We start from the raw sequence: 12,449 nt of genomic DNA, 5'->3' as shown, positions 1-12,449 counted from the left end.
CCAATAGCGGAACTGAAACATGACAAAGCCCCTCAATCTCGAAAGCCTTGACCAGCACGCGGACAGGGCGGCCATTCCGGCCTATGACCGCAGCGCCCTTTCCGCCGGCATTTTCCATTTCGGCGTCGGCAATTTTCACCGGGCGCATCAGGCGGTCTATCTGCATGAGCTCTTCAACAAGGGCCGGGATCTTGACTGGGCGATCGTCGGGGCCGGCGTCATGCCTTCCGACACGAAGATGCGCGAGATTCTTGCCGGCCAGGACTTTCTGACGACGGTGGTTGATCAGGAGGCCGATGCAAGTGCTGCAACCATCACCGGCGCGATGATCGACATGATCGCGCCGCCGGATTATGCGGGGATGATCGAAAGGCTCGCCGATCCGGCAATCCGCATCGTCTCGCTGACGGTGACGGAGGGCGGCTATTTCATCGATCCGGCAACCGGCAAGTTCGACCCGGCCCATCCGGCAATCGTCGCCGATGGTAAAAATCCGGATGTGCCGAAGACGGCTTTCGGCCTGATCATCGCCGGTCTCAAAAAGCGCCGCGCGGAAGGTGTTCCGCCGTTTACCGTGATGTGCTGCGACAACATCCCCCATAACGGCGCGGTGACGAAAGCCACGGTTTCCGGCCTTGCCGAACTCTCCGATCCCGCTTTCGCTGGATGGATCCGCGAGAATGTCGCCTTTCCCAATGCCATGGTCGACCGGATCACACCGGCGACCGGCAAGCGCGAGCGTGACATCACGCGCGACGAATACGGCATTGAGGATAACTGGCCGGTTTTTTGCGAAGGCTTCAAGCAATGGGTGCTGGAGGATGATTTCCCGCTCGGCCGTCCGGCGCTGGAAGAGGTCGGCGTCACCTTTGTTGACGACGTCAGCCCTTACGAACTGATGAAGCTCAGGATCCTCAACGGCGGCCATGCGGCAATCGCCTATCCGGGCGAGCTGCTCGACATCCACTTCGTCCACGAGGCGATGGAAAACGAACTGATCGCCGCCTTTCTCGAAAAGCTGGAAAAGGACGAGATCATCCCGATCGTGCCGCCCGTGCCCGATACCGATCTCACCGGTTACTACAAACTGATCGCCCGCCGCTTCGCCAATCCGAAGATCGGCGACACGATCGAACGGCTGGCGCTCGACGGCTCGAACCGTCAGCCGAAATTCATCCTGCCCTCGACCGCCGCCCGGCTCGAGAAGGCGCTGGACGTCGTCGGCCTCGCACTGGTCTCGGCGCTCTGGTGCCGCTATTTCGAGGGCACGTCCGACAGCGGCAGGGAAATCCGCTTTAACGACGAAAGCGCGGACCGCCTGCACAAGGCGGCGCTTGAAAGCAGGCAGGATCCGATGATCTTCCTTCAGGACCGCGCCATCTTTGGTTCGATCGCCGATAATGAAACCTTCCGCAGGCGCTTTTCGACGGCGCTTGAAAGCCTGAGGACCGTCGGAACCGCCGAAACGCTGAAGCGCTATATTGCCGGCGACCTGGCATAGGCCATCCGGCTGAAACCGATACGGGCCCGAGGCGCCCGGCGCCTCTCTTTCTCGTCACGCTCGCGACTTCGCGGGGGGCGGCCCTGCGCTGTCGGAAGGTTTGACGAAACGAATAATCTCGTCCACTTTGTGCGAAAATACGGACAGGTGGGGGAGCGTGCAGGATGCGCGATCATGTGATTGCGGTCGATGTCGGCACGGCAAGCGTCAGGGCAGGCGTTTTCGATAAGACCGGCACCATGCTCGCCCGCACGGTGGAGCCACTGCGGCTGCGGCGCCCGGGCGCCCGGCGCGGCGAATACAGCGCTGACGATATCTGGCGGACGACGGCGACTGCCGTTCGGGCCGCACGTCTTGCAGCGGGCCTCGGCGCGGAGCAGGTCGCGGGGCTTGCCTTCGGCGCGACCTGCTCGCTGGTTTTGCGCGACGCGGCAGGCAATCCGTTGCCGATCTCCGAGGATGAGGACGGTGTTTTCGATACCCTCGCCTGGTTCGATCACCGCGCCGAGGCTGAAGCGGAAGAGCTGAGCGCCACCGATGACCCGGCAGTGCGGCATTCGGGCGGAACGATCTCGCCGGAAATGCAGGTGCCGAAGCTGTTGTGGCTGAAGCGCAACCGGCCCGACCTTTGGCAACGCGCGGGCGGCTTCTTCGACCTCGCCGACTATTTGAGCTATCGCGCCACCGGCAATCCGGCGCGCTCGGTCTCCACGCTTGTTACAAAATGGTTCTACAGGGCCGACAGTGACGCGCCCTGGCCGCGCGCGCTTCTCGGAACATTCGGCCTTGATGACCTGCCCGAAAAGGCGGGCACCGCGCACGTGCCCTGCCCGCCCGGCGCCTCCGTCGGCAGGCTGACTGGCAAAGCGGCGCAGGCGTTGGGACTGGACGAGAAGGTCGCGGTTGCCGCCGGCATGGTCGATGCCTATGCCGGAGCCCTTGGCGCGCTTCCGGCATCGGAGACGCCGGGCGAACTTGCGCTGATCGGCGGAACCTCGAGCTGCCTGATCGGCCAGGGCCGTGAGCCTGTCTTTGCCGGAAGCCTGTGGGGCCCCTATTTTGCCGCGATCCATCCGGGCCGGTGGGCCTTCGAGGCCGGCCAATCCGCAACCGGAGGTTTGCTCAATCATCTGCTCGAAGTTCATGCCGAGGGCGGCCAGGCAACGGAAGCTCGCCACCAGGAGGTTATCGCCAGGCTCACGGCAGCGCTCGCCGAACACGGTCCCGGCTTTGCCGACGGGCTCGATATCCTGCCGGATTTCCACGGCAACCGCTCACCCTTTGCCGATCCGACCATGACCGGCATGATCGCCGGCCTCACCCTCGACAAATCCTTCGACGGCCTCTGCAAGCTCTATTGGCGCGCCTCGATCGCCATTGCCCTTTCGCTCAGGCAGATCCTCGAACATCTGGGCGGGAACGGCATTCCCGCCTCCGGCCTTCACCTTGCCGGAGGCCACCGGAGAAACCCTCTCCTTTCAAAGCTATACGCCGACGTAACCGGCCTTGCTGTGCATATCTCGCCAACCGAGGATGTCGTGCTGCTGGGCTCCGCCATCAACGCCGCCGCTGCCTCAAACCTCTACCCCGGCCTCACGCCGGCGGCAGCGGCCATGCAGGCCGCCCCTACCCGGCTTGATCCCGATCCGGCGCTTGCCGGCTATTATGACCGCCAATATGCAAGGCTCAGAATATTGCAGGCCTGCCGGGATCAGCTTGCTCGGACTTGAGCGCAGGTGGAGAGAGCGAAAGTGAAGTAGCTTCCCTTTTTGCGGTTCGTCAACCACTGACCATATTTCCGCCACTTTCCGCTTGATCGCACGCGCCGCGGTTGCGACACATGGTTTACGGGTAGTGAACAGTGACGGTGGGGGCCGGGGACATGACGACGATCTATCTCAAGCTGGCGGGTGCGGTGGCGCTGACAGCGCTTGCAGGCTGCAGCGGCGGCGGCAGCAGTGGCGGGGGCATCGATGGGGGGCCAATTGGCGATGGTGGAGCGCCTGCAGAACCAGAAATGCCGCCACCAAACGCTATCGGCTACTCCGCGACGACAAATGAAGGCGGCGCAGGATGGCGGTCGGAAGATTCAAATGCTTTGTTCACTCGGAATGATGATGGGTCAATGACGGTCCGGATTCTGGAGGGTGCCTATGCCGGCAGTGAGCGAACGTTCACACCGCGAAGCGGTAGTGGTGGATCAGGCGGTCAGGCGGCCGCCTATATGACAACCTACAGCCTCGACGATGATCCGATCGTTGCGGTTATTGATGCCTACGATGTTTCGGATAACGACGTCGCTCTCTATGCCTTCCGGTCCAGCGAAGGCCTGACCGAAAACATGCCGACGACAGGACGGGCAATTTATCATGGTGAGCATTCCGGGTTTGCCTTCCAATCGGATGGCTCTTCCGGAGCGATAAGTGATACCTTTGGTGCTACCGTCAACTTTGGTGAGGGTACGCTCTATGGGTCCATCTATCCTGACGGGCCGAACCAGCGAATCTCGTTTGATGGCACGATTAACGGCGCCGAGTTCACCTCCGACCCCGGAACAATCGCGTTGTTTGAATCAGAGTATACGCCGAGCGGCGTCAATCGCATTTACGATGACGACACCAGCGTTATCAACCAGAATACCTCTGCCGTTGAAGGCGCCTTTTATGGGGATGCCGCCAAGGCTATGGGCGGCACCTATGTGATTGACGGGCAGGGCGCGAAGGAAGGAGCACACCTCATCGGCGGGTTCAAGGCAGATCGGTAGTTCTACCCATACGAACCACCGGTCACGTCTGTTGGTTCAACGGACCCATGACTGGCCGAGAAGCAGACAGGACCAGAAGCACATAAAGAAATCTTTATGTCTTTCTTGTCAGTTTCCTCCGGGGCTGTTACTAACGATGCAAACTGAAAATGCGCGTTGCCCGCATGACCGGGCCAGACGCCGCACTATCCTTTTGCCTCGGGAGTTATCAATGAGCGCCACAGAAGATTTCATCGTTGCCGATATCGCGCTGGCCGATTATGGCCGCAAGGAACTGGATATCGCGGAAACCGAAATGCCGGGCCTGATGGCCGCGCGCGAGGAGTTTGGCGAAAGCCAGCCGCTGAAGGGCGCGCGCATTTCCGGCTCGCTGCACATGACGATCCAGACCGGCGTGCTGATCGAGACGCTGAAAGCGCTCGGCGCCGATGTCCGCTGGGCCTCCTGCAACATCTTCTCCACCCAGGACCATGCCGCTGCCGCGATCGCCGCCACCGGAACGCCGGTCTTTGCAGTGAAGGGCGAGAGCCTCGAGGAATACTGGTCCTACACCGACAGGATCTTCCAGTGGTCAGACGGCGGCCAGTCGAACCTGATCCTCGATGATGGCGGCGATGCCACCATGTATATCCTGATCGGCGCGCGCGCCGAGGCCGGCGAAGACGTTCTTTCCAAGCCCGGCTCGGAAGAAGAGGAAGTGCTGTTCGCGCAAATCAAGAAGCGCATGGCCGAAACGCCCGGCTTCTTCACCAAACAGCGTGATGCGCTTCTGGGCGTGACCGAGGAAACCACGACGGGCGTCAACCGGCTTTACCAGCTTGCCCGTGCCGGCCAGCTCCCCTTCCCGGCGATCAACGTCAATGACTCCGTCACCAAGTCGAAATTCGACAACAAATATGGCTGCAAGGAATCGCTGGTTGACGGTATCCGCCGCGCGACCGATGTGATGATGGCGGGCAAGGTTGCCGTCGTCTGTGGCTATGGCGATGTCGGCAAGGGTTCGGCCGCATCGCTTTCGGGCGCCGGCGCCCGCGTGAAAGTGACGGAAGCCGATCCGATCTGCGCGCTTCAGGCCGCCATGGACGGGTTCGAGGTCGTGCTGCTGGAAGATGTCGTCTCCACCGCCGATATCTTCGTCACCACCACGGGCAACAAGGACATCATCCGCCTCGAGCATATGCGCGAGATGAAGGACATGGCGATTGTCGGCAATATCGGCCATTTCGACAATGAAATTCAGGTCAACGCGCTGCGCAATTACAAGTGGACCAACATCAAGCCGCAGGTGGATATGATTGCCTTCCCTGACGGCAAGCGGCTGATCCTGCTCTCCGAGGGCCGTCTGCTGAACCTCGGCAATGCCACGGGCCACCCCTCCTTCGTCATGTCGGCATCGTTCACCAACCAGGTGCTGGCGCAGATGGAAATCTTCCAGAACCGCGACAAATACGAAAACACCGTTCACGTCCTGCCGAAACATCTCGATGAGAAGGTCGCGCGCCTTCATCTCGACAAGCTCGGGGCGAAGCTGACCGTGCTTTCCGAAGAACAGGCTGCCTATATCGGCGTGACGCCTGAAGGCCCGTTCAAGCCGGAACACTACCGCTACTGATCGACAAAAAAGGCCGCAGCGGACGACAACGTCGCTGCGGCCTTTTTGCGTCCGAAATCCGGAGCGTCAAAGCGGCGGCGTGCCGTTTTCGAACAGCGCGTTGCCGGCGAAATAGAGCGAACCGCCGATGAGAATCCGCGGCGGCGGCTGATCGGCGCGGGTTCGCAGGCAGATCGCCGCCAGCGCCTCTCCGATCGAGGAGACCGGCTCGGCCGACAATCCGGCATCGGCGGCCGAGGACGCCAGCGCCACGGGATCGATGGAGGCTTCCGTGCCCTTGATCGGGGCGCAGTAGACGTAGTTCGCAAGCCCCGCGAAATGCTCGAAGAAGCCGAACGGGTCCTTGGTATTGATCATGCCGATAATCAGAAACAGCGGGCGCGGGTCGCGTTCCTCGAAGCCGGCAAGCGCTTCGGCAATCACCTCGCCGGCGCCGGGATTGTGCCCGCCGTCCAGCCAGATCTCGCTGCCGTCGGGCGCCGCCGTCACCAGGTCGCCTTCAGAAAGCCGCTGCAGGCGCGCGGGCCAGAACACGTTGCGCATCGCCTTCTCGGCCGCCTGCTCGTCAACGGAAAAGCCGGCCGCCTTCACCGCGGAGATCGCGGCCGCCGCATTGGCATACTGGTGTCGGCCGGGGAGCGCCGGCAGCGGCAGGTCCATCAGCCCGTCGCCGTCCTGGTAGACGAGGCGTCCGTGTTCCTCATGGGCGCTGTAGTCCTGGCCGTAGAGATGCAGCGGACAGCCGAGGCGGTCGGCGGTGGCGATCAGCACTTCCTCGGCGGCCTCGTATTCCTGCTGGCCGATGACGACGGGCACGCCCGGCTTCATGATGCCGGCCTTCTCGGCGGCGATCAGTTCGACCCGGTCGCCGAGATAGGCCTGGTGGTCAAGCGAGATCGGCATGATGACGCTGACGGCCGGCTTGTCGATGATATTGGTGGCGTCGAAGCGGCCGCCGAGGCCGACTTCCAGAATAACCGCATCGGCGGGGATCTCCGCAAACAGCACGAAGGTCGCCGCGGTCAGCAGCTCGAAGACGGTGGCCGTGGCGCCGGCATTGGCCGCCTCCACGCGCTTCAGCGTTTCGGCCAGCAACTGGTCATCGACATAGCCGCTTGCGCCCCCGGGTCCGCCGATGCGGAAGCGCTCGTGCCAGCGCACGAGATGCGGCGAGGAATGGACGTGGACGGAAAGACCCGCCGCCTCGAGAAGTGCGCGTGAAAAGGCGCTTGCCGAGCCCTTGCCATTGGTGCCGGCGATATGGATGACCGGCGGCAGGGCCAGATGCGGATTGCCGAGCTTTTCAAGAAGAACCCTGATCCGCTCCAGCGACAGATCGAAGCCCTTGGGATGCAGCTGCATCAGGTGATCGATCACACGCTCGGCGGCGCCGAAGGAATGGTTGTCCATGATTGGTCCGATTTCCGGTGCGCCAGGCTCTCAACAGCCGCGCACTGTTTCGTTTGTCGTTTCGCGCAGATGTGTCCGGTCCCGGCATCTCACTCCCGGACCGTTTCTCCTGCTGCGCGGGCCATGCCGGAAAGGAACCGGTGCGGCCTCCTCCTCCATTGTGCGTTCGCTTCAGCCCTGCGGCGTCGGCGCCTCTCCGCTGTCAAGGGGCTCGTGCGGCGTCTCGTCGGCAATGGCCTCGTTCTGTCTCGGCGCTTCCAGCATTGCTGTCGCCGTCGGCGGCGCGCCGGTCATGATCTTCAGCACGCGCGCCAGCGTCTCGGGAATGTCGTGGCGCTTGACCACCATATCCACCATGCCGTGGTCCAGCAGATATTCCGCCGTCTGGAACCCGTCGGGCAGCTGTTCGCGAATGGTCTGCTCGATCACGCGACGACCGGCAAAGCCGATTTCGGCGCCCGGCTCCGCGATATGCAGGTCGCCCAGCATGGCATAGGAGGCCGATACGCCGCCGGTGGTCGGGTTGGTGAGGACGACGATATAGGGTAGCCCGGCCTCGCGCATCAGTTCCACCATCACCGTCACGCGCGGCATCTGCATCAGAGACAACACGCCTTCCTGCATGCGCGCGCCGCCGGAAGCCGGGAAGATCACCAGCGGGCAATGGTCCTTCAGCGCCCGGTCGAAGGCCTGGATGATCGCCTCGCCGGCGGCCATGCCGAGCGAACCGCCAAGGAACTTGAACTCATGGACAACGGCAACGAGCTTCAGGCCTTCAAGCGTCCCGGCGCCGGCGATGATCGTGTCTTCCTGACCGGTCTTCGCGCGGTTTTCCTTGAGCCGGTCGGCATATTTCTTGGAATCGCGGAATTTCAGCGGATCCTGCGCCACTTTCGGCTGCGGCAGCTCCTCGAACGCGCCATTGTCGAAAAGGTCGGCCAGACGCGCCCGTGCCGGCATCTTCATATGGTAGCCGGAGGAGGGAATGACCCACTTGTTTTCTTCCAGATCGGTGTGAAACACCATGGCCCCGGTTTCGGGGCACTTGATCCACAAATTCTCGGGAACTTCGCGGCGGCCGAACATGGAGTTGATCCGCGGCCGCACATAATTGGTTATCCAGTTCACCAAATGAACCTCCTGAATAGCATTGCCTGCGGTTTGCCAGATTTACTCCGCCGCCGCAAGGCGGGCGTCGCGGACGCCGCTCGAAAGCCCGCGCACGAAAGTGGCAACGGCATCCACAGTATCCCTGCTGCCCTTGCCGTTGGCGTCCAGCGTGCCGGCGATCTGGTTGACGACGGCCGTGCCGACCACGACGCCGTCGGCGGCAGCCCCGATCAGGCGGGCATGTTCGGCCGTCTTCACGCCGAAGCCGACGCAGACGGGAAGATCGGTATGCGCCTTGATGCGTGAGACGGCGGCGCCAACGCGCGAGGGATCGGGCAGCGCCGAGCCGGTAATGCCGTTCATCGACACGTAGTAGACGAAGCCCGAAGTGTTCCGCAGAACCGTCGGCAGGCGCTTCTCATCGGTCGTCGGCGTGGCGAGGCGGATGAAGTTGAGGCCCTTTGCGAGAGCCGGAATGCACAGCTCATTGTCCATTTCCGGCGGCAGGTCGACGATGATCAACCCGTCGATCCCGGCTTCGAGCGCGGCTTCCACGAAACGCTCGACGCCGTAGATGTAAATCGGGTTGTAGTATCCCATCATCACGATCGGCGTGTCGGCATCTTGCCTGCGGAATTGACGTGCCAGTTCCAGCGTCTTTTCCAGCGTCTGCCCGCCCTTCAGCGCGCGCAAGCCCGCCATCTGGATCGCCGGGCCATCGGCCATCGGGTCGGAGAAAGGCATTCCGAGCTCGATCACGTCGGCGCCGGCCTTCGGCAACGCCTTCATGATCTCAAGCGAGGTATCGAAATCGGGATCGCCGCCCATGAAATAGGTGATCAGCGCCGGCCGGCCCTCGGCCTTCAGGGCTGCAAAGCGTTTTTCCATGCGTTCGGTCATACTCTAAACTCCGTGGCATCCTCGATGCGAAATATCCGGCGTGCGGCGCGTCCGGCCTTGCGGAAACGGCTACTCCGCCTCGTTCCAGGCCGTAATCGCCTTGACCAGCGATTTGTGCACCGCCTTCATGTTCAAGACGAGGCTGTCCAGCTCGGCGTCGGGCCGTCGACCTTCTGAAAGCGCTGACAGCGCGGCCGCCATCTCGATATTGTAGAGGTTCTGGTGGGCCAGCGCTTCCACCACGGCGTGGCGGATATCCGGCACGTCCGCATTCTCCTCCTCGATAATGTCGAACAGGGCCTCCGCCAGTTCCGACATCTCCTCAATGGCGTCCGCGCGCGAACCTGTCGTCATGGACCTTACATCTCCATACCGAGGATCTTGCCGACCGTGTGAACATCCTTGTCGCCGCGACCGGAAAGATTGGCGAGGATGATCTCGTCCTTGCCCATTTTCGGCGCGCGCTTGACGATCTCGGCAATCGCGTGGCTGGCTTCGAGCGCGGGAATGATGCCCTCAAGTCGGGTCATCAGCTGGAAGGCTTCCAGCGCCTCGTCGTCGAGGATCGGCACATAGTCCACCCGGCCGATATCGTTGAGCCAGGAGTGCTCCGGTCCGATGCCCGGATAGTCGAGCCCGGCGGAGACCGAATGGCCTTCCTTGATCTGGCCGTCGCCATCCTGCAGCAGATAGGTGCGGTTTCCGTGCAGCACGCCCGGCGCGCCGGCCGTGAGCGAGGCGCAGTGTTCCTCGCCGTCGAGCCCGCGACCGCCCGCCTCGACGCCGACGATCTTCACGTCCGGATCGTCGAGGAAGGGGTGGAAGATGCCGATGGCGTTGGAGCCGCCGCCGACGGCCGCGATCACCAGATCGGGCAACCGCCCTTCGGCTTCCATGATCTGCGCGCGCGCTTCCTGGCCGATCACCGCCTGGAAATCACGCACCATTTCCGGGTAGGGATGCGGACCCGCGGCCGTGCCGATGAGGTAATAGGTGTCTTCGACGTTTGTGACCCAGTCGCGCAGCGCCTCGTTCATCGCATCCTTCAGCGTGCCGTGACCGGCGGTCACCGGCTTCACCTCGGCGCCGAGAAGCTTCATGCGGAAGACGTTGGGAGCCTGACGCTCGACGTCGGTCGCGCCCATATAGACGACGCAGGGCAGGCCGAAACGCGCGGCAACGGTGGCGGAGGCCACGCCGTGCTGGCCGGCGCCGGTTTCGGCAATGATGCGCGTCTTGCCCATGCGCTTGGCCAGAAGGATCTGGCCGAGACAGTTGTTGATCTTGTGCGAACCGGTGTGGTTCAGCTCCTCGCGCTTGAAATAGATCTTCGCGCCGCCGAGATGTTCGCTCAGGCGTTCGGCGTGATAGAGCGGGCTCGGACGACCGGTATAATGCTTGCCGAGCGAGGTCAACTCCGCCTTGAAGTCCGGGTCGGTCTTGGCCTTTTCCCATTCGGCCTGCAGGTCGAGGATCAGCGGCATCAGGGTCTCGGCGACGAAACGGCCGCCGAAAATGCCGAACAGGCCGCTCTCGTCGGGGCCGGATTTGAAGGAGTTTGGTTTTGGCGTCTCGTTCACGTCAGTCTCCATCAGGCCGTCTGGCGCATCCGCGCCTTGTCAACGGCATCAAAAAAGGCATCGATCCGGGCCGGATCCTTTATGCCGGGCGCGCTTTCCACACCGGATGATACGTCAAGACCCGGCGCGTGGATCTCGGTGAGCGCCGTGCCCACATTCTCCGCGTTCAGTCCTCCGGACAGAAACCAAGGGATAGTCGCCTGATAGCCGGCAAGCAAGCGCCAATCAAAGGCAATGCCGTTGCCGCCGGGAAGGACGGCGTTTTCCGGCGGCTTGGCATCGAAGAGAATGCGGTCGGCGACATCTTCGTAGTCGCGCGCAAAGGCAAGGTCTTCCGGCGTGCGGATTGAAAACGCCTTGATCACCGGCAGCCCGTACAGTGCCTTGACGGTCACCACCCGGTCGACGCTCTCCTTGCCGTGCAGCTGCAGCATGTCGGGCCGAGCGCCGAAGACGATTTCCTCAAGCAGTTCGTTGTCGGCATTCACACTCACGGCCACCGTCTTCGCCCGGCCGCGCACGTGTTCGATCAGGCCGGCGGCAACATCGATTTCCACATGACGCGGGCTCTTTTCGAAGAAGATGAAGCCCACATGGGTGGCGCCGCGGGCAATCACGTGGTCGAGCGTTTCCCTGGTGCTTATACCGCAGATCTTGATATCCGGTCTTTTCATGATGCTTTTCTATCACAACAAAGGGGAGCCTGCGAAGGCTTGATCAGGCAAAGGGCGCCTCGAAACGCACCGCATGCAGGAAGGACCCTTCGTTTTTCAGCCATTGGCGCGCTTCGGGCGTTCGCGGGCAGAGCCTTTCGCACAGCGCCCAGAAACGCGGTCCATGGTTCATCTCGGAAAGATGGGCCACTTCATGGGCGGCGAGATAGTCGACGACGAACATGGGCGCCATGGCGATGCGCCAGGAGAAATTGAGATTGCCGGCAGACGAGCACGACCCCCAGCGCGAACGCGTGTCCTTGAAGGAAATCGAGGCATAGGATTTGCCGCTGGCTGCCGCATGCACCTTCACGCGCCCGGTGATCTCGCGACGCGCTTCCTTCTTCAGGTAATCCGCGACCCGGCGGCCGATGCTCTCGGCCGGGCCGGAAACAAGCAGCACCTTGCCCTCGCCCTCGTCGCGAACGGTCGTCAGCCCCCGCAGATTGCCGCTGTGGCGGATTGTGTGGGCGAAGCCGAAGATCGAAACCGCACCGCCATCGGTAATATCGGCGCTGCGGCCATCGAACCGCGCCATCCGTTCGACCAGCCAGTCATGGTGGCGGCGCAGGAAACCGTCGACCTCGTGGCGCGCCAGACCGGGCGGCACCGTGAGGCTGACGGCATGGCCGCCGGGCTCGATCTTCAGCGTCATCCGCCGGGCGCGCGCATTGGTCTTCAGGTTGAGCGGCAGCACCCTGCCGCCGAGATCGATCGTCGTCGGTTTGGCGCGTTTTTCCACGTCAGGGCTCGTCATTGAGGATCATCGGCTGACGCGTAGCGGTTTTCCGTCCGGCGCGCCAGAAGCGGGCACAAAAAAACGGCACCACCCTGGGGGAAAGGGCGATGCCGGAAGATA

At 62.7% G+C, this 12,449-nt stretch carries 11 protein-coding genes; 4 read left to right on the top strand and 7 right to left on the bottom strand.

Annotation, left to right across the window (positions count from 1 at the left end; genetic code table 11):
- Positions 1–19 precede the first annotated feature (19 nt).
- The 4 genes from AZF01_RS19955 (at position 20) to ahcY (ending at position 5,877) form a co-directional block, all read left to right on the top strand.
- A complete protein-coding gene (locus AZF01_RS19955) occupies positions 20–1,501 on the top strand; it encodes a mannitol dehydrogenase family protein (protein WP_061449838.1) in 1,482 nt (493 codons plus the stop codon).
- Positions 1,502–1,665: 164 nt separating this feature from the next.
- Positions 1,666–3,231, top strand: coding sequence for an FGGY family pentulose kinase (locus tag AZF01_RS19950; protein ID WP_061449837.1), 1,566 nt, complete (start codon positions 1,666–1,668; stop codon positions 3,229–3,231).
- A gap of 152 nt (positions 3,232–3,383) precedes the next feature.
- Entirely contained in the window at positions 3,384–4,265 is an 882-nt protein-coding gene (locus AZF01_RS24130) for a transferrin-binding protein-like solute binding protein (protein ID WP_156484751.1), read from the top strand.
- A 211-nt stretch (positions 4,266–4,476) separates the two neighbouring features.
- On the top strand, positions 4,477–5,877 hold the full coding sequence (gene ahcY / locus AZF01_RS19940; protein WP_061449835.1) for an adenosylhomocysteinase: 1,401 nt from the start codon (positions 4,477–4,479) through the stop codon (positions 5,875–5,877).
- 66 nt (positions 5,878–5,943) lie between these two features.
- Here the strand turns inward: ahcY and AZF01_RS19935 are convergent, their stop codons facing one another.
- The 7 genes from AZF01_RS19935 to AZF01_RS19905 form a co-directional block, all read right to left on the bottom strand.
- Positions 5,944–7,287, bottom strand: a complete 1,344-nt coding sequence (locus AZF01_RS19935) for a folylpolyglutamate synthase/dihydrofolate synthase family protein (protein WP_061449834.1) — start codon at positions 7,285–7,287, stop codon at positions 5,944–5,946.
- 171 nt (positions 7,288–7,458) lie between these two features.
- The gene (accD, locus tag AZF01_RS19930) at positions 7,459–8,415 is read right to left on the bottom strand and encodes an acetyl-CoA carboxylase, carboxyltransferase subunit beta (protein ID WP_061449902.1); all 957 of its coding nucleotides are present in this window, start codon (positions 8,413–8,415) and stop codon (positions 7,459–7,461) included.
- Positions 8,416–8,457: 42 nt separating this feature from the next.
- Positions 8,458–9,297, bottom strand: a complete 840-nt coding sequence (trpA, locus tag AZF01_RS19925; RefSeq protein ID WP_061449833.1) for a tryptophan synthase subunit alpha — start codon at positions 9,295–9,297, stop codon at positions 8,458–8,460.
- A gap of 69 nt (positions 9,298–9,366) precedes the next feature.
- Positions 9,367–9,651 (bottom strand): hypothetical protein, encoded by a 285-nt coding sequence (locus AZF01_RS19920; protein ID WP_061449832.1) that lies wholly within the window; start codon positions 9,649–9,651, stop codon positions 9,367–9,369.
- A gap of 5 nt (positions 9,652–9,656) precedes the next feature.
- Positions 9,657–10,877, bottom strand: a complete 1,221-nt coding sequence (gene trpB / locus AZF01_RS19915) for a tryptophan synthase subunit beta (protein WP_061449901.1) — start codon at positions 10,875–10,877, stop codon at positions 9,657–9,659.
- A gap of 11 nt (positions 10,878–10,888) precedes the next feature.
- Positions 10,889–11,551 (bottom strand): phosphoribosylanthranilate isomerase, encoded by a 663-nt coding sequence (locus AZF01_RS19910; protein ID WP_061449831.1) that lies wholly within the window; start codon positions 11,549–11,551, stop codon positions 10,889–10,891.
- 43 nt (positions 11,552–11,594) lie between these two features.
- Positions 11,595–12,347 (bottom strand): M48 family metallopeptidase, encoded by a 753-nt coding sequence (locus tag AZF01_RS19905; protein ID WP_061449830.1) that lies wholly within the window; start codon positions 12,345–12,347, stop codon positions 11,595–11,597.
- Positions 12,348–12,449 lie beyond the last annotated feature (102 nt).

This window comes from Martelella sp. AD-3, assembly GCF_001578105.1.
Taxonomy (GTDB): domain Bacteria; phylum Pseudomonadota; class Alphaproteobacteria; order Rhizobiales; family Rhizobiaceae; genus Martelella.
The sequence above is the reverse complement of the archived record's forward strand: the minus strand, read 5'-3'. Positions and strand labels throughout refer to the sequence as shown.

Coding starts and splice junctions, on each gene's coding strand:
- trpA (WP_061449833.1), bottom strand. CDS start 9,297: ATGACCGAACGCATGGAAAAACGCTTTGCAGCCCTGAAGGCCGAGGGC.
- AZF01_RS19950 (WP_061449837.1), top strand. CDS start 1,666: ATGCGCGATCATGTGATTGCGGTCGATGTCGGCACGGCAAGCGTCAGG.
- AZF01_RS19910 (WP_061449831.1), bottom strand. CDS start 11,551: ATGAAAAGACCGGATATCAAGATCTGCGGTATAAGCACCAGGGAAACG.
- ahcY (WP_061449835.1), top strand. CDS start 4,477: ATGAGCGCCACAGAAGATTTCATCGTTGCCGATATCGCGCTGGCCGAT.
- AZF01_RS24130 (WP_156484751.1), top strand. CDS start 3,384: ATGACGACGATCTATCTCAAGCTGGCGGGTGCGGTGGCGCTGACAGCG.
- AZF01_RS19920 (WP_061449832.1), bottom strand. CDS start 9,651: ATGACGACAGGTTCGCGCGCGGACGCCATTGAGGAGATGTCGGAACTG.
- AZF01_RS19935 (WP_061449834.1), bottom strand. CDS start 7,287: ATGGACAACCATTCCTTCGGCGCCGCCGAGCGTGTGATCGATCACCTG.
- AZF01_RS19955 (WP_061449838.1), top strand. CDS start 20: ATGACAAAGCCCCTCAATCTCGAAAGCCTTGACCAGCACGCGGACAGG.
- AZF01_RS19905 (WP_061449830.1), bottom strand. CDS start 12,347: ATGACGAGCCCTGACGTGGAAAAACGCGCCAAACCGACGACGATCGAT.